We start from the raw sequence: 18,626 nt of genomic DNA on the forward strand, positions 1-18,626 counted from the left end.
CATCGTGAGCAGCCGCCCCCGGATCTTCCGGGTGGCGGCACCTTCGCCAAGGAGACAAGAAATGAACAAACGCTTCCTGCTGCTCGCCCTGCTGGCCACCGCCGCCAGCGGCAGCGCCTTCGCCGACCCGGCCGCCGTCGCTCAGAAGGCCGGCTGCCTGGCCTGCCATTCGATGGACAAGAAACTGGTCGGCCCGGCCTTCAAGGACGTCGCCGCCAAATACAAGGGCCAGGGCGACGCCATCGCCAAGCTGACCGACAAGGTCCGCAAGGGCGGTTCCGGCAACTGGGGCCAGATCCCGATGCCGCCCAACCCGGCCGAAAAGATCAGCGACGCCGAACTGAAGGACGTGCTGGGCTGGGTCCTGAAGGGCTGAGCAGTCTCGTAACCAGGGGATGGGGTGACTTGAGGGGGCGCATTCATGCGCCCCCTCAATCATTTTCCTTCCTGCCCCTGATCCTCGCTCGACCATACCAGGCGCCCATGGCAGGCTTCGTCGAGGCGGGCCACCAGTTCGGCCGCCGCATCCACCGGCAGGCTGAAGGCGAAGTCCACCTGCTCCCCGTGGTTCACCCCCAGCAGCACCGCTCCGGCGCCGTCCAGCGCCCGCCGCACCAGGCCCTCCTGCGCATAGGGCACCGCACAACGCAGCGATGTGCTGCGCACGATGGCCACCTTCTCCGCCACCAGCAACGCCTGCGCCACGCTGTCCGTATAGGCCCGCACCAGGCCGCCAGCCCCGAGCTTGACGCCACCGTAGTAGCGCACCACCGTCGCCAGCACGCCTTCCAGGTCCTGGTGGCGCAGCACGTCGAGCATCGGCCGCCCGGCCGTGCCGCTCGGCTCACCGTCGTCCACCGCCGCCGACTGTCCGCCCGCCAGCAACGCCCAGCACACGTGGGCGGCGCCCGGATGGGCCGCCTTCAGCGCCACCACCACGCGCTGGGCCTCGGCGCGGTCGGCCATCGGCTGCACGCAGCCGAGGAAGCGGCTCTTCTTGATCAGCAGTTCGCTGTGAGCAGCAGCGGCGAGGGTCTGGGGCATCGGACGACGGGCAAGCGGCGGGACGGGGTGCAAGGATAAGGCCAAGCGCCGGCGAGCGCCCACCGGCCCGGCCTTCTTGATGCCCATCAATGACCCTGCTGACGCGTCAACCTACTGTGAGGGCGTCGTCAAAAGGAGTTCTGCGATGGACCGCTCGTTGTTGATCCACGTGGCCGTGCTGCTCGGCCTGACCGCCCTGGCGGTGAGCGCCGCCCCCGCCGCCGAGCCGGCACCGACGCCGGAGCGCCAGCAGACGCTGGTGCACATGGTCCGCCAGGACTGCGGCTCCTGCCACGGCATGCGCCTGGCTGGCGGCCTCGGCCCGGCCCTGTTGCCGGAACGCCTCGCCGAACTGCCCGACGAAGCCCTCGTTGCCACCATCCTGAACGGCCGCCCCGGTACCGCGATGCCCGGCTGGAACCGCTTCATGGACGAAGCAGAGGCCAGCTGGATCGTCGCCCGCCTGAAGGAAGGCTTCCCGAGCCTGCAATGACCATGCGCCTCCTCACCTCCCTCAGCACCCTCGCCGCCGCCCTTGCCCTGAGCGCCTGCGCCAGCGCGCCCACCGAGCTGCGCGGCACCGGCGATCTCGGCGTGGTCATCGAACGCGCCGCCGGCCGCGTACAGATCGTCGAACACAGCCACGACAGCAGCCTCGGCAGCGTGGACGGCCTCGGCGACCTGTCCCACGCCCACGTCGTCTTCTCCCGCGACGGCCGCTACGCCTACGTGTTCGGCCGCGACGGCGGACTGACCAAGGTGGACCTGCTGACCCGCCGCATCGCCAAGCGCATCATCCAGGCCGGCAATTCCATCGGCGGCTCGGTGTCCCAGGACGGCCGCCTGATCGTCGCCCAGAACTACGAGCCGGGCGGCATCAAGGCCTTCGACGCCGACACGCTGGAACTGCTCGCCGAGGTCCCCGCCGAATACGCGCCGGGCAAGTTCTCCCGCGTCGTCGGGTTGGCCGACGTGCCGGGCCAGCGCTTCGCCTACGCCCTGTTCGATGCCAACGAGATCTGGGTCAGCGACTTCAGCGACCCGCGCAAGCCGGTCACCGCCCGCTACCCGGCCGGCAAGCAGCCCTACGACGGCCTGGTCACGCCGGACGGGCGCTACTTCCTGGCCGGCCTGTTCGGCGAGGACGGCATCTCCCTGCTCGACCTGTGGCACCCGGAAGCCGGCAGCCGCAAGATCCTGTCCGGCTACGGCCGCGGCGAGGAGAAGCTGCCGGTCTTCAAGATGCCGCACCTGCGCGGCTGGTCGCTGGCCGCCGGGCAGGCCTGGCTGCCAGCCGTCGGCCACCACGAGGTGCTGGTCGCCGACGCCCGCAGCTGGCAGGAGACGGCGCGCATCCCGGTCAAGGGCCAGCCGGTGTTCGTGATGGCGCGCCCGGATGGCCGCCAGGTGTGGGTGAACTTCGCCTTCCCCGACAACGAGTGGGTGCAGGTCATCGACACCATCGAAAAGCGCGTGATCCACACCTTCAGCCCCGGCAAGGCCGTGCTGCACCTGGAATTCACGCCACGCGGCGAGGAAGTGTGGCTGTCCTCGCGGGACAGCAACCGGGTCACGGTGGTGGACACCGCCAGCTTCGCGGTGCGCAAGGAACTGCCGGCCGACGCGCCGTCGGGCATTTTCTTCACGTCCCGCGCCCAGCGCATCGGCTTTTGACCCGGAGCCTGGCCATGATCACCGCCGACCCGCGTGACTTCCAGCTCCTCAACGACTTCCAGCGCGGCTTCCCGCTCACACCCGAGCCCTGGGCGCGGGTCGGCGCGCAGGTCGGCTGCTGCGCCGACGAAGCCATGGCGCGCCTGGCCGGCCTGCGCAACGCCGGCAAGATCAGCCGGGTCGGCGCGGTGTTCGCGCCGCGCCGCCTCGGCGCCAGCACCCTCGCCGCAATGGCCGTGCCGGTCGACGAACTGCCCCGCGTGGCGCGCATCGTCAGCGCCTTCGCCGGCGTCAATCACAACTACCGGCGCGAACACCGCTACAACCTGTGGTTCGTCGCCAGCGCCCACGACGAGGCCGCGCTGGCCGCGCTGCTCGCCGAAATGGGCGCCGCCACCGGCTGCCCGCCAATCGCCCTGCCGCTGCTCGAGGAATTCCACATCGACCTGGGTTTCGACCTGGCCAGTGGCCGACGCACCCGCCATGCCGCATCGACCGGCCCGCGTCAGCCGCTGAGCGATGCCGACTGGCGCCTGGTGGACGCCCTGCACGACGGCCTGCCGTGGGTCGCCCGGCCGTTCCGCGCCCTTGGCCACGCCGCCGGCCTCGGCGAAGACGCCGTGCTCGCCACGCTTGAACGCTGGCTCGCCGACGGTACGCTGCGCCGCTTCGGCGTCGTCGTGCGGCACCGGGAACTGGGCTGGCAAGCCAACGCGATGTGCGTGTGGGCGGTGCCGGAGGCGCAGGTCAGCGCCCTCGGCCAGGCCCTCGCCGGCCAGGACGGGGTCAGCCTGTGCTACCGTCGGCACACCGCCTCCGACTGGCCCTACAACCTGTTCTGCATGATCCACGGTCAATCCCGCCCCGCTGTCGAAGCGCGCCGTGCCGAGCTGGCCGATGCCGTCGGCCTGGCCGCCTTCCCGCACGCGGTGCTGTTCTCCACCGACTGCTACAAGCAGTGCGGCGCCCGCTACCAAGCGCCGCAAGGGCTCGCCGCCGCATGAACGCCCCTTCGAGCGCCCCATCCCGCCGCCCGCCACCGGCCGTCCTCGACGAGCTCGACCGGCGCATCATCAACGCGCTGCAGGGCGGTTTTCCGATCAGCGACGAGCCCTACCGGGAAGTCGCCACACAACTCGGCACCACCGAGACCGACCTCCTCGCCCGCCTGCAGCGCCTGCTCGACGCCCGCGTGCTGACCCGCTTCGGGCCGATGTTCCAGATCGAGCGCCTCGGCGGGCGCTTCGTGCTGGCCGCGCTGGCCGTGCCGGAAGAACGCTTCGACGAGGTCGCCGCGGCGGTCAATGCGCTGCCCGAGGTGGCCCACAACTACCGGCGCGAGCACCGCCTCAACATGTGGTTCGTGCTCGCCACCGAGACGCCGGACGGCATCGCCGCCGCCACGGCGCGCATCGAGGCCGCCACCGGCCTGCCGGTGTTCGCCTTTCCCAAGCTGCGGGAGTTCTTCGTGGACATGAGGCTGAAGGCATGAGCACTACCCTGCCGCCGGACGATTTCGAGCGCCGCCTGATCATCGCCACCCAGGCCGGCCTGCCGCTGGTGCCCCGCCCCTACGACGCGCTGGCCGAACAGCTCGGCGTCGACGCGGCGCTGGTCAGGACGCGCCTCGCCGCCATGCTGCAGGGCGGACGCATCCGCCGCATCGGCGCGGTACCCAACCACTACGCCCTCGGCTACACCGCCAACGGCATGTCGGTGTGGGACGTGGACGACGCCCGCATCGGCGAACTCGGCGAAGCGGTCGGCCGCCTCGACTTCGTGACCCACTGCTACGAGCGCCCGCGGGCGCTGCCCGACTGGCCCTACAACCTGTTCGCGATGGTGCACGGGCGCGACCGGGACACGGTGCTGGCCCACGTGGAGGAAATCGCCACGCTGCTCGGCACCACCTGCCGCGCCCGCGACGTGCTGTTCTCCAGCGCCATCCTCAAGAAGACCGGCCTGCGCATCGGCGGCGACGGCTGAGCCGGCTGGCCGCGCAGGCGTAGCTTCAAGCCCGCACCGGCAGGCCCGCCATCCAGGCAAACCTTCCCGCAAACCGGCGGCCGGGCCGGTATCTCCTGAAGCCAGCCCCGGCGCTTGCGCCCCCAAGGCCGTGCCCGACCACCGTCAGGGCTGGCGCACTTTCGCGCCGACCCGCGCGAGCATCGCCCCGCAGGGGTTGTCGCCGCTGCCGGTGTCGCCGATCTGCACGAGGGGCAGCAGGGCCAGCGGCGGCAGCACCAGGCCGAGGCCCACGCTGGCCGCGATGCGGCCGCCCAGCGGCAGCACCTCCGGCGTCACCGACGGCGCGGCAAAGCTGCCCTCCACCTTCAGCGGCCCGCGCAGGGCCAGCAGGCTGCCGTCCTTGCCGGCGGCACGCAGGTGCAGGTCGAGGGCCTCGTCGCGCAGGCTGATTGTGCCCTCGCCGCGGATCAGCATGCGCTGGCTGTCCATCAGCAGGCTCTGGGTCTTCAGTACGCCGGCCTGGGCGCGAAAATCGCCGATCACGCAGCGGATGTCCTCCCGCTGGCCGCCGGCCAGCCAGGCCATCAGCCCGTTGGCCACGTCCAGGTTGGCCAGGCGGACCAGCAGCAGACTGGTGCTGCCGCCGTTCATCACGAAAGCCGCCTCCCCATCGGCGCTGCCCAGCAGCTCGGCCACCGACACACCGCGCATGGCCAACTTGGCCCGCCCGCCGAGCAGGCCGGTGGTGAGCTTGCGGGTGTCCTCGGCGGGCATCAGGTCGCGCAGGCGCAGGCGCGAGGCCTGCATGTCGAGGCGTGCCGCCGGCACGGCCTGACGCGTGTCGAGCTCAAGCGAACCTTCCACGCGGCCATGGGCCAGCCCCAGCTTGAGGGGCGACAGGCTGACCAGCCGGTCGTCGATGCGCAGCCGGCCCGCCGCCGTATCGAGGGGGAGGCCGCTGCTGCGGATCTCGTCGGCGACGAATTCCACGTCCACGTTCGCCGCAGCGATCTTCTCCAGGCCCAGCGGCCGCGACGGCAGGACCTTGCCCGGCCGCGGTGCGACAACCTGCCCGGATTCGCGGCGGGCGCCGATGAAGCCGGACAGGTCGGCCAGGTCCAGGCGACGGAAACGCAGCGTGCCGGCAATGCGCTGGCGTGGCGCGCGGCGGTCGATGTTCAGCGTACCGGCCATGTCGGTACGCCCGACCCGCCCGTCGATGTCGCGGAACGTCCAGGTCTGGTCCTGATGGAACAGGCGCGCCGCCAGCCGGAACGGCGGCGTGGCCGGCAGCGGCACCCCGGTCGGGGAATACAGCTCCGCCAGGCTGCGCCCGGACAGGCTGAAATCCACGTCCAGCCCGGCCAGGGCCAGCAGGTTGGCAACCCGGCCGTTGAGCGTGAAGCGGGTCGCCCCCAGGGAGCCCTTGGCCTCGACCGGGTAGGGCTGGTCGGCACGCTCCAGGTCCAGCAGGCTGCCGGCCTGACCCTCGGCCTGCACGGCCTGACCGTGCCAGTGGCCGGCAAGGCCGAAACGCACGCGGCGGGCCACCACGTCGGAGGCGATGCTCAGCTGCAGGTCGGTCTGCAGCGACGGCAACTTGGCCGACACCTCACCGGCGCGGATCAGCAAGGTGCCGACGCGCAGCCGCGGTGCGACCGGCGCGGCATCGGCATGGGCACCCAGTCGCCAGTTGCCCTGCCCGTGGGCATCCTCTTCCAGTTGCAGGCGCGGCCCGTCGATCTCCAGCCGCGGCAGCACCAGCTCGCCGCGCAGCAGGCGGATGAGGTTGACGCTCACCGCCACCTCCCGCACCGTCAGCATCTGCGGTGCCTTACCCCAGCTCGCATTGTCCAGCTGCACGTCGCCGGCCGAAACCGACGGCGTCAGGCTCCACAACTGCACGTCCAGCGGCCCGGCGATGCGGAAACCGCGCTGCAGGCGGGCCGACACCATGTCGCCAATAGGCCCGCGCAGCATGTTCCAGTCGAACAGGAACATTCCCAGCAGCGCCGCCGCCAGCACCGCCAGCCCCCATCGGCGACGCCGTCGGCGCGGTGGCGGCAGATTGTCACGTTCGGCTTCTGTCATTTGCATTTCCCTCGTCCCGTCCCACCCGCCCGCGCGGCGGCCCGGCAGGAACCGTCACCCCGCCGGCACTGTCCGACACGCACGCGCACGATGGCAGGAAAACCCGCCCCGCGCCTCCTCCAGCCGGCTGTAGAAATCATGCCCAATCCCCTTTCCAGCGGAAAACCCCGTTTCGCCGACCTGCGGGCGCACATGCGGGCCCTGCGCTACTGGCCCTTCGCGCTGCTGCTGGCTGGCTGCACCATCGTGCTGACACTGCTGGCGACCAGCCGCGACCACTCCCGCCTGGGCCTCGAGGCCGTCCATGCCGTACAGGAGAACCGCGCTCGGCTGGACCGCCTGGACCTGTTGCTGCTGACCGTGGTGGATGCGGAAAGCAGCGTGCGTGGCTACATACTGACCCACAATGACGACTACCTGGAACCCTACCGGGACAGCGAGGCCCGCGTCGGCCGCCTGCTGGCCGCGATGGAAACGGACTTCCCAGCCGACAGCGCCGACCGCGACGAGTTCGAGGTCCTCAAGAAACTGGTCACCCTCAAGCGCCGTCACCTGGCCCAGGCCGTCGCCTCCGGCGACATCGAGGACACCGGCAGCCCGGAGCAGGCAGGCCCCGGCAAGGCCTTCATGGATCAGATCCGCCTGTCGATCGCCACGCTGCACGAGCGCCGCGCGGTCAGCAACGCACAACTGACCCGCGACTCCCTGCAGCGCCTGCAGCACATGCAGACGGCCGTCACGGCCCTCGCCGTCGGCGCCCTCGGGCTGCTCATCATGCTGTTCGGCGTCCAGCAGCAGCAGGCCCGCCTGCGGACCCGCATCGCCCGGCTGCTGGCCGACGAGAACAGCATGCTCGAATCGACGGTCAGCCAGCGCACGCGGGAGCTGAGCGACCTGGCCAGCTACCTCACCAATGCCCGCGAGGCGGAGCGCGGCCGGCTGGCGCGGGAGCTCCACGACGAGCTGGGCGCCCTCCTCACCGCCGCCCGCATGGACGCGGCATGGCTGTTGCGCAGCCTCGGCCCGAGCGCCGGGCAGGACATCCGCGGCCGCTTCAAACGCCTCATAGACACCATCGGCTCCGGCATCACCCTCAAGCGGCGCCTCATCGATGACCTGCGCCCGCCGCTGCTGCAGGGCCTCGGCCTGGTGGAGGCGCTGCGCGCCCTCGCCGACGACTTCAGCCACGAAGTCCCGGTGGAACTGTTGCTGCCCGACGCGGACCCGGAGCCCACCGAGGACCAGGCCCTGGCGGTATTCCGCATCGCCCAGGAAGCCTTCACCAACATCCGCAAGTACGCCCACGCCGCCCACGTGGAACTCGGCCTCGACGTGGTCGACGGCGAGTTGCAACTGTGGATCCGCGACGACGGCGTCGGCTTCGATGCCGACTCGCCGATGCAGGGCCGCCACGGCCTGGCTGGCATGCGGCACCGGGTGCAGATGTTCGGCGGCCGACTGACGGTGGCGGCGGCACCGGGCAAGGGCTGCACGATCGAGGCCTGCATGCCGCTGCAGCCCCGCCCGGCCTGACGCAGCAACGTGCCGCAGCGGCACCCCGTCAGGCCACCATCAGGCCGTGCTGCAGCGCGTAGGCCGCCAGCTCGGCATTACTGGCCAGGGCCAGTTTTTCGAGCAGGCGCGAACGATAGGTGCTGACCGTCTTGACGCTCAGGTTCAGCGCCTCGGCGATGCCCGACACCGACTCGCCGCGGGCCAGCCGCAGGAAGACCTGCAGCTCCCGCTCCGACAGGCTCTCGTGGGCCGGCGCGGAGGACTCCCCGGCCAGGTCGTCGGCCAGCAGCTCGGCAGTGCGGCCCGAAATGTAGCGCCGCCCCCGTGCCACCGTCTGGATGGCCTTCAGCAGTTCGTCCCGTTCGCAGTCCTTGCACAGGTAGCCGTTGGCTCCGTGGCGGAGCATCGGCAGTGCGTAGCGCTCCTCCGGAAAACCGCTGAGCACCAGCACCTTCAGGTCCGCATGGCGCTGGCGCACCACGCGCAGCACGTCGACGCCGCTCTTGCCCGGCAGGGACAAGTCGAGCAGCAGCACATCGCACTCCTGCTCGCGCAGCTTCTCCAGCGCCTCCTCGCCGGAGGCCGCCTCGAAGGCGATGCTGATACCCAGTTCGTCCACCAGCATTTCCCGGAAGCCGGCACGCACGATGCTGTGATCATCCACGATGGCCAGGCGGAGCATGGCGTCCTTTCAGCACATTCGACAGTTTCCATTGTAGCCAGCCGCTGCCCACGGCACAGCCCATGGACTCCGACATGCTTGCCAGCGCAGTCCTACACGCCTTTCCGCCCTTGTCGGACAGCCCGCTGCGCAGCCGCCGCATAGAGTGGAAACCGTGGAAGCGCGGCAGTCACGGCCGCCTCCCGGACATACCCACCCGATATGCAAGGAGAACCGCCATGTACAGCAAGCCCTTCACCCGACTGCTCGTCGCCACCACCCTGAGCCTGGCCGCCGCCGGCCTTGTCCAGGCCGCCGAACCCCAGTCGGTCGCCCACGAGACGGACAAGTCCGCCACCGCCCAGTTCATCGACGACGCGTCGATCACCGCCAACGTCAAGGCCCGCCACGCCGAGGACAAGACCGTGCGGATCACCGCGATCGGCGTCGAGACCCACAACGGCGTCGTCCAGCTGTCCGGCTTCACGCCGTCGGCCAAGGAGAAGATGCGCGCCGAGGAAATCGCCCGGACCACCCAGGGCGTGAAGGATGTCAGGAACGACATCATCATCCAGCGTTAAACGCGGCGGCCGGCCAGCCCGGCCGCTTGCCGCCCTCCGTCCCACTCTTCCTGGAGACGACCATGACCCACGCCACTTTCCCCCGCCTCGAACGCGGCCACGCCTGGGCACCGCCCGGCGAATGGGACTGGACCGTGCATGCCAGCCTGCTCGGCAGCCTGCTGCTGTGCGGCGGCATGTTGTTCGGCAACAGCAACCATGTGCCCACCATCAACCCGCCGGAGCCCTGCGTGCGTGACATCGGCGCGGTGTACCGCATGCTCGGCCCGTCGGCCTGGGGCGTACTGCGGGAATGCCGCACCCCGGAAGCCCCTCCGGAAACCCTTTACTGAGTCCCCATCATGGCCAGCGCCCACAGGCCCGTGCGAGTCGTGCTGATCGAGGATTCGGTCGCCCTGCGCGACCTGCTCGCCGAGATGCTGGCGGATAGCGGCGACGTCGAAATCATCGGCTCCGCCGACAGCGAGCCGGCAGCCATCGACCTCCTGCGCCGGCTCCACCCCGACCTGGCCATCATCGACCTGGAGTTGCGCGGCGGCACCGGCCTCAAGGTACTCGCCGCGCTGCGGGACATGCCGGCCTGTGCGGACACGCCGCGGGCAGTGGTGTTCTCCAACCATACCCATCCTCTTGTCCGCGAGCGCTGCCAGATGCTCGGTGCGCAGGCCTTCTTCGACAAATCCTTCCAGCTCGACGAGCTGCTCGCCTACGTGCACTCCGCCGCCGACGAGCCCGGCCCTCGCCCCGGCTGATCGACGCATTCCCCCTCATTCCCCTGTGGGGGCAAATTCATTAGCCCCCCCATGGTCTTTGTTCGTAGTCGGCACCTCGGCGCCCTGCGCCGCTCGGGGCTGACCCACGGCACGCCCGTGGCTGCCAACAAAAAAGCACCAGCGACTCTTCGAGCGCTGGCGTCTTTTTTTGGGGGCCTTCCACGGCCTGGGGCGATCAGGCCACCCCAGGCCGTGGAAGCGTCACGGCTTGATGACGATGTCGTTGATCACGCCCTTCACGCTCGGCGTATTGCGGGCGATCTCTTCGGCACGGCCGCGTTCGACGCTGGTCTTGGCAAAGCCGGACAGCTGTACGACGCCCTTCAGGGTCTCCACCCCGATGGCCATGCCGCTCACCTTCGGATCCTCGGCGAACTTGGCCTTGACGCGGGTGGTGATAGTCGCGTCGTCCAGGTATTCACCGACAGTGGATTGTTCGCGGGTCACCGCGCAACCCACGGCGGTAATACCCAGCAGGCCGGACAGTGCAAGCGTGGCGATTGTGTGCTTCATTGCTGCCTCCTTGAAATGTGGCATCGCGGAGCGCCGGGCACCGGATGTGCCCGGCATGCGATGTCGATCAGGGTGACTTGAATATAGGCGCCCGGCGTGGTCTCGCCCTGTCCGACGCAGCCGATAGCGATGTAGGAGGAATCCTGCCTGCACTACGGCCGGTAGCGGTACGCGAGGCTCAGGAAGAGGCCACGGCACGGCCTTCGAGGCACTTCACCAGCGTGAAGACCGCCCGGTGCGTCGGCAGCTCTGCCCCCTGGGCAGCCGCCATAGCCAGCAGCGTGCCGGTGATCGCGTCGATCTCGGTGCGCCGGCCGGCCAGTACGTCCTGCAGCATGCTGGCCCGATTGCCGGCGGTGGCCGTCGCCACGGCGTGTACCCGCGCCCGCGCTGCGCTGGCGTCGACTTGCAGGCCGGCGGCGTGGAGCACCGGCCAGGCCTCGTCCACCAGCGCATCGAGCAACCCCCGGTGCGGCGCCTCCAGCAGCGCGCCGTTGGGCACCCGGAACAGGGCCGCCAGCGGGTTGATGGCCACATTCACCAGCAGCTTGGCGAGCCGCGCCGCGGCGATGTCCGGCTCGACGCGAGCGCTGAAGCCGGCTGCCACCAGCGCCGCCGCAACGGTCTCGAAGCCCGGTGGCAACAGGGTTTCCCCCGCGCCGGCGGGCACCACGCGGCCACCGTCGCGGAAGGCCCCTTCGGTGGTAATGCCCTGGTCGGCCGGGATGGCGCCGCAGCCCGCGGCCAGCATCTCGCCGGTCAGGCCATTCTGCAGGGACAGCACGCCGCGCGGTGCCATCCCCCGCGCCGTGCGGGCCGCGTCCGTAGTGTCGGCGGCCTTGACGAGGACCAGCACCCAGTCGGCTGCGGGCGCGTCCTCCGGCGCGAAAACGTCCGGCACGTAACGCTGCGCGCCGATGTCCACGCCGACCCGCAACACAGCCGCCCGCTGCTCGTTGCGCGCAACGACGGCGACCGGCCCCTGCGCCGCCAGGCGAGCCGCAAAGTGCAGGCCCAGCGCACCGGCGCCGATGATCGCCAGCGGAAAACGGGCAGGCCGATGGACGCTGTCCATACCGCTCAGTGCCCGGACGACGGGTCGAGGCTGGGCACCGTCGGCGGCGGCGCTGCCGGCGTGTCGGTGGGTGGGGCCGGCGGCGTGCTGTCGGGCGGCGTCTCCGGCAGCGCCGGGACGGGCAGCGGCTCATCGGGTGGCGGTACCGCTGGGACCGGCGGCGGAGCCTCCGGCTCGACCGGCTTGATGCGGTGCGGTGGCGCCTCGGGCGCCGGCTCGGGCCGCTTGAACAGGCCCTGCCACCAGTCGCGCAGCCCCGTCGACAGCCATTCCCAGGCTCGCGCCAGCAGGCCCGGCTGGGCCTTCGACTCGAAGCGCTCCTTGGGATCGATGAGACGGGTGCGCAGCGCGTAGCTGAAGGTGTCGCCGACGATCGGCAACGCGCTATGGGCGCCCTGCCCCCAGTAGTCGCTGCGCAGGGTCACCCGGTTGTCGTTGAAGCCGACCCAGGCACCGGCCACCAGCTGCGGGTGCATCAGGATGAACCAGCCGTCGGTGTTGTCCTGGGTGGTACCGGTCTTGCCGGCCACGTCGGCGCGGATGCCGAACTGGTTGCGGATACCGACGCCAGTGCCGCGGTTCACCACGCCGCGCATCACATCGAGCAGCGTGTAGGCGGTGGCCGGTGGCAGCACTTCCTGCGGCGTGGCCGGGGCGAACTCCTCGAGCACCTTGCCCTCGCTGTCCTCGACGCGGGTCACCAGCATCGGCTCGATGAAGCTGCCGCCGTTGGCGATGCTGCCGTAGGCGGTGACCATTTCCTTCAGCGTCACCGGGCTGGTGCCAAGGGCCAGCGACGGCACCTCTTCCAGCACGCTCTGGCGCACGCCCATCGCCTTGGCCAGCTTGGCGACGCGGGCCGGACCGACCTTCTGCATGAGCTGGGCGGTGATGGTGTTCTTCGAATAGGCCAGACCATCGCGTAGGCTCATCGCCTGCCCGCTCGGCGGCCCGTCGTCGCTGGGGCGCCACACTTCGCCGCCGGGCAGCGGGATCTCGACTTCCTGGTCGACAATGGTGTCGTCCGGGCTCATGCCCTTCTCGAAGGCTGCGCCATACACGAAGGGCTTGAAGGTCGAGCCGGGCTGGCGGCGCGCCTGGGCCACGTGGTCGAAGGGGTCCTGCACGAAGTCGCGGCTGCCGACCCAGGCGCGCACCTGGCCGTCCCGCGGGTCGAGCGCCATGAAGCCGACCTGCACGCGGGTCTTGTCGCGGCGCAGGGCGTCCATGAAAGCGCGGTCGGCGCGCAGGCGCTTGAGGGCATCCTCCGGCGTCTGGCCGGCGGCCAGCGCGCTGCGATACTCCTTCGACTCCTTGATGAAGGCGTCCACCAGCTCCGGGCTACCGGTCCAGCCACGCCGGCCGCTCCACGCCTGATCGGCCAGCGCCTGCAACTGGCGGCCGCGGCGCTGCACGGCCTGGTTGGCCTGAGCCTGCAGGCGGGAATCGATGGTGGTGCGCACCACCAGGCCGTCGGCGTAGACGTTGTAGTCGTTGCGGTCGGCCCAGGCGATCAGCCACTTGCGCAGTTGCTGGGCGAGGTGCGGCGCGGCGCCGGGCGCCTCCAGCTGGCGCTCGAAGTCGAGGCGCAGGGGTTTCTTCTGCAGCCCGGCCAGGCGGTTCTCGTCGAGCTTGCCGTGCTTGGCCATCTGCGCCAGCACGGTGTTGCGGCGGGTCGCTGCGCGCTCCGGGTTGATCACCGGGTTGTAGTAGCTGTTGCCCTTCAGCATGCCGACCAGCGTGGCGCTCTCGAGCACGTCGAGGTTCTTGGCCGACTTGTCGAAGTAGGTCCGCGCCGCCATCTCGATGCCCCACGCGTTGTAGAGGAAGGGCACGGTGTTGAGATAGGTCTCGAGGATCTCGTCCTTGGAGTACAAGGCCTCGATCTTCAGCGCGGTGATCGCCTCCTTCAGCTTGCGGGTCAGCGTCGGCGCGCGGCCGATATCGTCGGGGAACAGGTTGCGGGCGAGCTGCTGGGTCAGCGTCGAGCCGCCCTGCTTGTCGCCGGAGAAGGTGCGCAGCGCGGCACCTCCAAGGCGGTAGAAGTCGATGCCGTGGTGTTCGTAGAAACGGTGGTCTTCTGTAGCGATCAGCGCTGCGGTGACCTGCGGCGAGATGTCGGCCAGCCCCACCCACTGGCGGTTGGCCCACTTGAACACCGCCAGCTCCTTGCCGTCCGCCGACAGCACCCGCGCCGGCTGCTCCACCTTGGCCTTGCGGATGTCGCTGATGCCCGGCGTGAAGGGGATCAGGATCAGCGCGTAGGCCAGCAGCAGCGCCGGCGGTGCGGCCACGGCCAGCAGCACGCCACGACGGGTGGGATGGCGCAGACGTTCGACGAGGGGACGGACGCGGGCGACGGCCTGCGCCAGCAAGGCGGAAAGAGCGGGTAGCGGCATCAGGGGCGAATCACGAACTGTGTTCGGGTGGAAGGCGTTTTAACACAGATCGGGCACCCCTTCGCCGCCCATGTGTGGCGGAAATGCGGCACCGACGAATTCACTGCCATCCCATGCTGCAGGCTGCCCATGGCGCGTTCACACGCCGGCAGGCGCCCCGCCCACCGCACTGCAGCACACGTTTTGTTGCAAAACCCATCTTGAGTCCGGCTCCTTGCGTCCCTATTTTGCGACATGCACGGTACCGTCGGTCGACGATGCCCTCGGGCGCCACCCTGCGCCCCCGCGAACCCGGAACGACAGGAAGGAAACCTCGATGTCCCGAAAAACCCTGATCGGCCTGATTATGCTTGCCGCCACCACCTTCATGAGTGGCTCCGTCCTCGCCGCCGAACCCAGCCTGCACCAGGTTTACCAGGCCGCCGAAGCGGGCAAGCTGGACGACGCCCAGTCGATGATGCGCGAAGTCCTGCAGGCCCACCCCAACAGCGGTAAGGCCCACTACGTGGAAGCCGAACTGCTCGCCAAGCAAGGCCAGCTGCACAAGGCCGAGAGCGAACTGCAAACAGCCGAGAAGCTGGCCCCCGGCCTGCCCTTCGCCAAGCCCCAGGCCGTGCAGGAGCTGAAGAACATCCTCGGCGGCAGCCACAAGACGACAGGAGGTGGCGCCAGCGCCGCCCCGTTTCAGCCGGCCGCACCCGCCGTCGCCCACTCCTCCGTCCCGTGGGGCCTGCTGCTGACCGGCGTCGGGCTGATCGCCTTCATCGTCTTCGTGGCCCGCTTCATGGCACGCCGCAACGCGGAGCCGGCGATGGGCGGCGCGGCCTACGGCAGTGGCGGCTTGCAGCCCTATGGCGCGGGTGGCGCCCCTTATGGTGGCGGCAGCGGCGGAGGCTATGCCGGCGGCTACGGCGGCGCCCCGGCCCCCAGCCAGCCCGGCCTCGGCTCGCGGGTCATGGGTGGCCTCGCCACCGGCGCGGCGGTCGGTGCAGGAATGGTGGCCGGCGAGGCGCTGATGCACCACTTCCTCGACAAGGACGGCAAGCCCGTGCCGCGCGACACCCCGGCGTCACCGGACAACAGCAACCTGGGCAACCTGGACCTGGGCACACCGGAAATCGACCGCAACGACATGGGCGGCACCGACTTCGGGGTCTCAGACAACTCGTCGTGGGACGACAGCTCGGGCGGCGACAGCGACTGGAACTGAGCATCCCCAGGGTCGGGCCGCACCCTGCCCACCCCCTATGGGGGACAAGGCAAGCCAGGGCGGTCCGACGTTTCCTTGAGAGGCATGCGGCCCGCTTATGACGCGATCTGCCATTTCAATGAAAAAACGGCCACATTCGTGTCAACGCCAGTCAGCTAGGCGCGTTTGAACAGGCAGGCACCGCATTTCGACGGTGCCTTACAAGATCAACCGTTCAAGGAGAACTTCCATGATCAACAAGCTCGTCGCTCTTGCTATCGCCGCTGCCTTCTCTTCCGTCGCCCTGGCCGAAGCCCCCGCTGCCGCCCCGGCCGCTGATGCTGCCGCCGCCGCTCCGGCTGCTGCCCCGGCTCCCGCCAAGAAGGCCCCGGCCAAGAAGAAGCACAAGAAGGCTGCTGCGAAGAAGGCCGAAGCCGCTGCTCCCGCTGCCGCTCCCGCCGAAGCTGCCAAGTAAGACAGCTTGTGCCGCGGGTTTTGCGGGAGACCATCCCGGCAAGACCCGCAGGAAGAACAAAGGCCCGTCCATTGGACGGGCCTTTGTCTTTTGTGCTGCCGGCGACTCACCACAGGTCGCCGCCAGCGAGCGGGCCGCAGCCCGCCGGCAAAACAGTCTTACAGGTTGGCTTCGATGAAGGCAGCCAGTTGGGACTTGGACAGCGCGCCGACCTTGGTCGCCACGACCTGGCCTTCCTTGAACAGCATCAGCGTCGGGATGCCGCGCACGCCATACTGGCTGGGCACCTGCTGGTTCTCGTCGATGTTGATCTTGGCGATGTCCAGACGATCGGCAAAGGTCACGGCCGCGTCGTCCAGCGCCGGAGCGATCATCTTGCAGGGGCCGCACCACTCGGCCCAGTAATCGACCAGAACCGGCTTTGCCGACTGCAGGACATCGGCTTCGAAGGAAGAATCGGTAACGTGCTTGATTGCGTCGCTCATGCTGTACTCCGTTGAAGAGGGGAAACCGGTGTCTTGAACCGGAAGGCCCCCAGTCTATTGTTCGCGTTTTATTGATTCAACAGGCAAAACCCGAATTGATCATTCAGAATATCGAACAATGAACAAGCTACAAGCCATGGAAGTCTTCGTGCGCGTCGTCGAAAGCGGTGGCATCACCCGCGCCGCCGACAGCCTGCGCCTGCCCAAGGCGACTGCGACGACACTGATCCAGAAGCTGGAAGCGGCCCTCGGCGTCAAGCTGCTCAACCGCACGACGCGCCAGATCAGCGTGACGCCGGACGGCACGGCCTACTACGAGCGCTGCGTGGCAATCCTCGCCGCCGTGCGCGAAACCGAGGAATCCCTGGCCCAGCGCCACGCCACGCCAGGCGGGCAGCTGCGCGTCAACGTGCCGACGCTGATCGCACGCTCGGTGATCGTGCCGGCGCTACCCGGCTTCTTCGAACGCTACCCGGAGATCGAGCTGGAGCTGGGCTGCAGCGAACGCCGCGCCGACCTGATCGAGGAAGGCATCGACTGCGCGCTGTGGACCGGCGAACTGGAGGATTCCAGCCTCGTCGCGCGGCGCATCGGCGAACTCTACTTCGCCACCTGCGCGGCGCCGTCCTACCTGGCCAGGCACGGCACGCCGCGCCATCCGGACGACCTGACGCAGCACCGCTGCATCAACCACTTCCTGCCGCGCACCGGCAAGATCATCGACTGGGTCTTCGCCAAGGGCAGCCAGCGCATTCAGGTGTCCCTCGACGGCCACATCGCCCTCGACGACGAGAACAGCTACGTGGCGGCCGCCGAGGCCGGGCTGGGCATCGCCCAGATCCCGGCCTTCGTGCTGAAGGACGCGATGGAGCGCGGCAGCCTGGAACTGGTGATGGCCGACTGGTTTCCGGAGCCGGTACCGCTCAACCTGGTCTATCCGCAGAACCGCCACCTGTCCGGCAAAATCCGCGTCTTCGTGGACTGGATCGCCGAACTCTTCGGCGAGCACGACGGCATCCAGCTGCGCTCCACGCTGCGCCGGCCCTGAAACGGCGGGCAACGCGACGGCCGGCACCCGCCACGCAACGCGCCAGCCTTCCCGCCTCAGTCCTCCAGCGACAACACCGCGGCGCCCTGCAACTCGCCGCGGCGCAGGCGCTCCAGCGCCGTGTTGGCCGCCTCCAGCGGAAACACCGTCACCGCCGTCTTCACCGGGATGCGCGGCGCCAGTTCGAGGAATTCGAGGCCATCCTGGCGGGTCAGGTTGGCCACCGAGCGGATGATCCGTTCGCCCCACAGGTCGGCATACGGAAAGCCCGGGATATCGCTCATGTGGATGCCCGCGCACACCAGCCGGCCGCCCTTCTCCAGGTGGCGCAGCGCCGTCGGCACCAGCGGCCCGGCCGGCGCGAAGATCAGCGCCGAATCCAGCGGCTCCGGCGGCATCTGGCCCGTGTCGCCGGCCCAACTGGCGCCGAGCTGGCGTGCGAAGGCCTGGCTGTCCACGTCGCCAGGGCGGGTGAAGGCATAGAAGCGGTGCCCCTGGTGGCGGACCACCTGGGCGATGATGTGGGCCGCCGCGCCGAAGCCGTAGATGCCGACCCGCTCGGTGTCGCCGGCCAGGCGCAGCGCCCGGTAGCCGATCAGCCCGGCGCACAGCAGCGGCGCCAGGTCGGTGGCCGCCGGCAAAGCGGCCGTGTCGGCCAGCGGGAAGCAGTAGCGGGCATCGGCTACGGTGTAGTCGGCGTAGCCGCCATCGATCTGGTAGCCGGTGAAGCGCGCCGCGTCGCACAGGTTCTCGCGGCCGCTGGTGCAGTAGCGGCAGGTGCCGCAGGTCCACCCGAGCCACGGCACGCCGACCCTCTGGCCCGCCTGGAAGCCCGTCACGCCGTCGCCGGTGAGCACCACCCGGCCGACGATCTCGTGGCCCGGCACGATGGGCAGGCGCGGCTCCGGCAATTCACCATCGATCAGGTGCAAATCGGTGCGGCACACGCCGCAGGCTTCCACGCGGATCAGGATCTGTCCCGGGCCGGGACGCGGCACTGGGCGGCGCTCCAGGCATAACGCCTCGCCGGGACGGTGCAGGACCATGGCGCGCATGGTGGCAGGCAGGGAATCGGTCATCACGATGGCCTCCGGATCATCAAGGGATAAGACGGACACGGACGGAGCAAGCACGC

The 18,626-nt window shown here is 69.7% G+C and carries 21 protein-coding genes; 13 read left to right on the forward strand and 8 right to left on the reverse strand.

Going from position 1 to position 18,626, the window contains the following annotated elements:
• The first annotated feature begins 61 nt into the window (after nucleotides 1-61).
• Nucleotides 62-376: a c-type cytochrome gene (locus tag AC1PQG_RS23310; RefSeq protein ID WP_481120116.1), complete on the forward strand. Its 315-nt coding sequence runs from the start codon at nucleotides 62-64 to the stop codon at nucleotides 374-376.
• Between the two features lie 59 nt (nucleotides 377-435).
• Here the strand turns inward: AC1PQG_RS23310 and AC1PQG_RS23315 are convergent, their stop codons facing one another.
• On the reverse strand, nucleotides 436-1,044 hold the full coding sequence (locus tag AC1PQG_RS23315) for an IMPACT family protein (protein ID WP_481123054.1): 609 nt from the start codon (nucleotides 1,042-1,044) through the stop codon (nucleotides 436-438).
• A 145-nt stretch (nucleotides 1,045-1,189) separates the two neighbouring features.
• Between AC1PQG_RS23315 and AC1PQG_RS23320 the strand changes: the two genes are divergently transcribed.
• The 5 genes from AC1PQG_RS23320 to ahbB (AC1PQG_RS23340) are packed head-to-tail and all read left to right on the forward strand — an operon-like array spanning nucleotide 1,190 to nucleotide 4,704.
• Nucleotides 1,190-1,537 carry a c-type cytochrome gene (locus AC1PQG_RS23320; RefSeq protein WP_079435143.1) on the forward strand — a complete coding sequence of 116 codons (348 nt, stop codon included), beginning with the start codon at nucleotides 1,190-1,192 and terminating at the stop codon, nucleotides 1,535-1,537.
• Between the two features lie 2 nt (nucleotides 1,538-1,539).
• A complete protein-coding gene (locus AC1PQG_RS23325; protein ID WP_481123055.1) occupies nucleotides 1,540-2,718 on the forward strand; it encodes a cytochrome D1 domain-containing protein in 1,179 nt (392 codons plus the stop codon).
• A 14-nt stretch (nucleotides 2,719-2,732) separates the two neighbouring features.
• Complete coding sequence (gene ahbB / locus AC1PQG_RS23330) at nucleotides 2,733-3,722, forward strand: siroheme decarboxylase subunit beta (RefSeq protein ID WP_481120117.1); 990 nt, start codon at nucleotides 2,733-2,735, stop codon at nucleotides 3,720-3,722.
• On the forward strand, nucleotides 3,719-4,210 hold the full coding sequence (locus tag AC1PQG_RS23335) for an Lrp/AsnC family transcriptional regulator (RefSeq protein WP_481120118.1): 492 nt from the start codon (nucleotides 3,719-3,721) through the stop codon (nucleotides 4,208-4,210). The genes ahbB (AC1PQG_RS23330) and AC1PQG_RS23335 overlap by 4 nt, the downstream gene beginning before the upstream one ends.
• Nucleotides 4,207-4,704, forward strand: a complete 498-nt coding sequence (ahbB, locus tag AC1PQG_RS23340) for a siroheme decarboxylase subunit beta (protein WP_481120119.1) — start codon at nucleotides 4,207-4,209, stop codon at nucleotides 4,702-4,704. The genes AC1PQG_RS23335 and ahbB (AC1PQG_RS23340) overlap by 4 nt, the downstream gene beginning before the upstream one ends.
• Nucleotides 4,705-4,848: 144 nt before the next feature.
• Here ahbB (AC1PQG_RS23340) and AC1PQG_RS23345 read toward each other — a convergent pair whose 3' ends face one another.
• A complete protein-coding gene (locus AC1PQG_RS23345; RefSeq protein ID WP_481120120.1) occupies nucleotides 4,849-6,777 on the reverse strand; it encodes an AsmA family protein in 1,929 nt (642 codons plus the stop codon).
• A gap of 138 nt (nucleotides 6,778-6,915) precedes the next feature.
• On the opposite strand from AC1PQG_RS23345, the gene AC1PQG_RS23350 reads away from it, so the two are divergent.
• Nucleotides 6,916-8,310 (forward strand): CHASE3 domain-containing protein, encoded by a 1,395-nt coding sequence (locus AC1PQG_RS23350; protein ID WP_481120121.1) that lies wholly within the window; start codon nucleotides 6,916-6,918, stop codon nucleotides 8,308-8,310.
• A 28-nt stretch (nucleotides 8,311-8,338) separates the two neighbouring features.
• Here the strand turns inward: AC1PQG_RS23350 and AC1PQG_RS23355 are convergent, their stop codons facing one another.
• Nucleotides 8,339-8,974, reverse strand: coding sequence for a response regulator (locus AC1PQG_RS23355; RefSeq protein WP_481120122.1), 636 nt, complete (start codon nucleotides 8,972-8,974; stop codon nucleotides 8,339-8,341).
• A 218-nt stretch (nucleotides 8,975-9,192) separates the two neighbouring features.
• Between AC1PQG_RS23355 and AC1PQG_RS23360 the strand changes: the two genes are divergently transcribed.
• From AC1PQG_RS23360 to AC1PQG_RS23370, 3 genes are all read left to right on the forward strand, one after another.
• Nucleotides 9,193-9,534, forward strand: a complete 342-nt coding sequence (locus tag AC1PQG_RS23360; RefSeq protein WP_481120123.1) for a BON domain-containing protein — start codon at nucleotides 9,193-9,195, stop codon at nucleotides 9,532-9,534.
• A 62-nt stretch (nucleotides 9,535-9,596) separates the two neighbouring features.
• Nucleotides 9,597-9,866 (forward strand): hypothetical protein, encoded by a 270-nt coding sequence (locus AC1PQG_RS23365; RefSeq protein ID WP_481120124.1) that lies wholly within the window; start codon nucleotides 9,597-9,599, stop codon nucleotides 9,864-9,866.
• Between the two features lie 9 nt (nucleotides 9,867-9,875).
• Nucleotides 9,876-10,286, forward strand: a complete 411-nt coding sequence (locus AC1PQG_RS23370) for a response regulator (RefSeq protein ID WP_481120125.1) — start codon at nucleotides 9,876-9,878, stop codon at nucleotides 10,284-10,286.
• A gap of 222 nt (nucleotides 10,287-10,508) precedes the next feature.
• Here AC1PQG_RS23370 and AC1PQG_RS23375 read toward each other — a convergent pair whose 3' ends face one another.
• The 3 genes from AC1PQG_RS23375 to AC1PQG_RS23385 all read right to left on the reverse strand — a co-directional run bounded on the left by AC1PQG_RS23375 (nucleotide 10,509) and on the right by AC1PQG_RS23385 (nucleotide 14,294).
• On the reverse strand, nucleotides 10,509-10,820 hold the full coding sequence (locus AC1PQG_RS23375) for a BON domain-containing protein (RefSeq protein ID WP_481120126.1): 312 nt from the start codon (nucleotides 10,818-10,820) through the stop codon (nucleotides 10,509-10,511).
• Between the two features lie 178 nt (nucleotides 10,821-10,998).
• Entirely contained in the window at nucleotides 10,999-11,895 is an 897-nt protein-coding gene (locus AC1PQG_RS23380; RefSeq protein ID WP_481120127.1) for a ketopantoate reductase family protein, read from the reverse strand.
• Nucleotides 11,896-11,900: 5 nt separating this feature from the next.
• A complete protein-coding gene (locus AC1PQG_RS23385) occupies nucleotides 11,901-14,294 on the reverse strand; it encodes a penicillin-binding protein 1A (protein WP_481120128.1) in 2,394 nt (797 codons plus the stop codon).
• Nucleotides 14,295-14,610: 316 nt separating this feature from the next.
• Between AC1PQG_RS23385 and AC1PQG_RS23390 the strand changes: the two genes are divergently transcribed.
• Together AC1PQG_RS23390 and AC1PQG_RS23395 are read left to right on the forward strand one after the other, a co-directional pair.
• Complete coding sequence (locus AC1PQG_RS23390; RefSeq protein WP_481120129.1) at nucleotides 14,611-15,504, forward strand: tetratricopeptide repeat protein; 894 nt, start codon at nucleotides 14,611-14,613, stop codon at nucleotides 15,502-15,504.
• Nucleotides 15,505-15,733: 229 nt separating this feature from the next.
• Entirely contained in the window at nucleotides 15,734-15,958 is a 225-nt protein-coding gene (locus AC1PQG_RS23395) for a hypothetical protein (protein WP_481116336.1), read from the forward strand.
• 158 nt (nucleotides 15,959-16,116) lie between these two features.
• Here AC1PQG_RS23395 and trxA read toward each other — a convergent pair whose 3' ends face one another.
• Nucleotides 16,117-16,443 carry a thioredoxin TrxA gene (trxA, locus tag AC1PQG_RS23400; protein ID WP_481116337.1) on the reverse strand — a complete coding sequence of 109 codons (327 nt, stop codon included), beginning with the start codon at nucleotides 16,441-16,443 and terminating at the stop codon, nucleotides 16,117-16,119.
• A 118-nt stretch (nucleotides 16,444-16,561) separates the two neighbouring features.
• On the opposite strand from trxA, the gene AC1PQG_RS23405 reads away from it, so the two are divergent.
• Nucleotides 16,562-17,491, forward strand: coding sequence for a LysR family transcriptional regulator (locus tag AC1PQG_RS23405; protein ID WP_481120130.1), 930 nt, complete (start codon nucleotides 16,562-16,564; stop codon nucleotides 17,489-17,491).
• A 56-nt stretch (nucleotides 17,492-17,547) separates the two neighbouring features.
• On the opposite strand, the gene AC1PQG_RS23410 is transcribed toward AC1PQG_RS23405, so the two are convergent.
• Nucleotides 17,548-18,570 (reverse strand): zinc-dependent alcohol dehydrogenase family protein, encoded by a 1,023-nt coding sequence (locus AC1PQG_RS23410; RefSeq protein WP_481120131.1) that lies wholly within the window; start codon nucleotides 18,568-18,570, stop codon nucleotides 17,548-17,550.
• Between the last annotated feature and the right edge of the window lie 56 nt (nucleotides 18,571-18,626).

This window comes from Zoogloea sp. GDB6 (assembly GCF_056724105.1).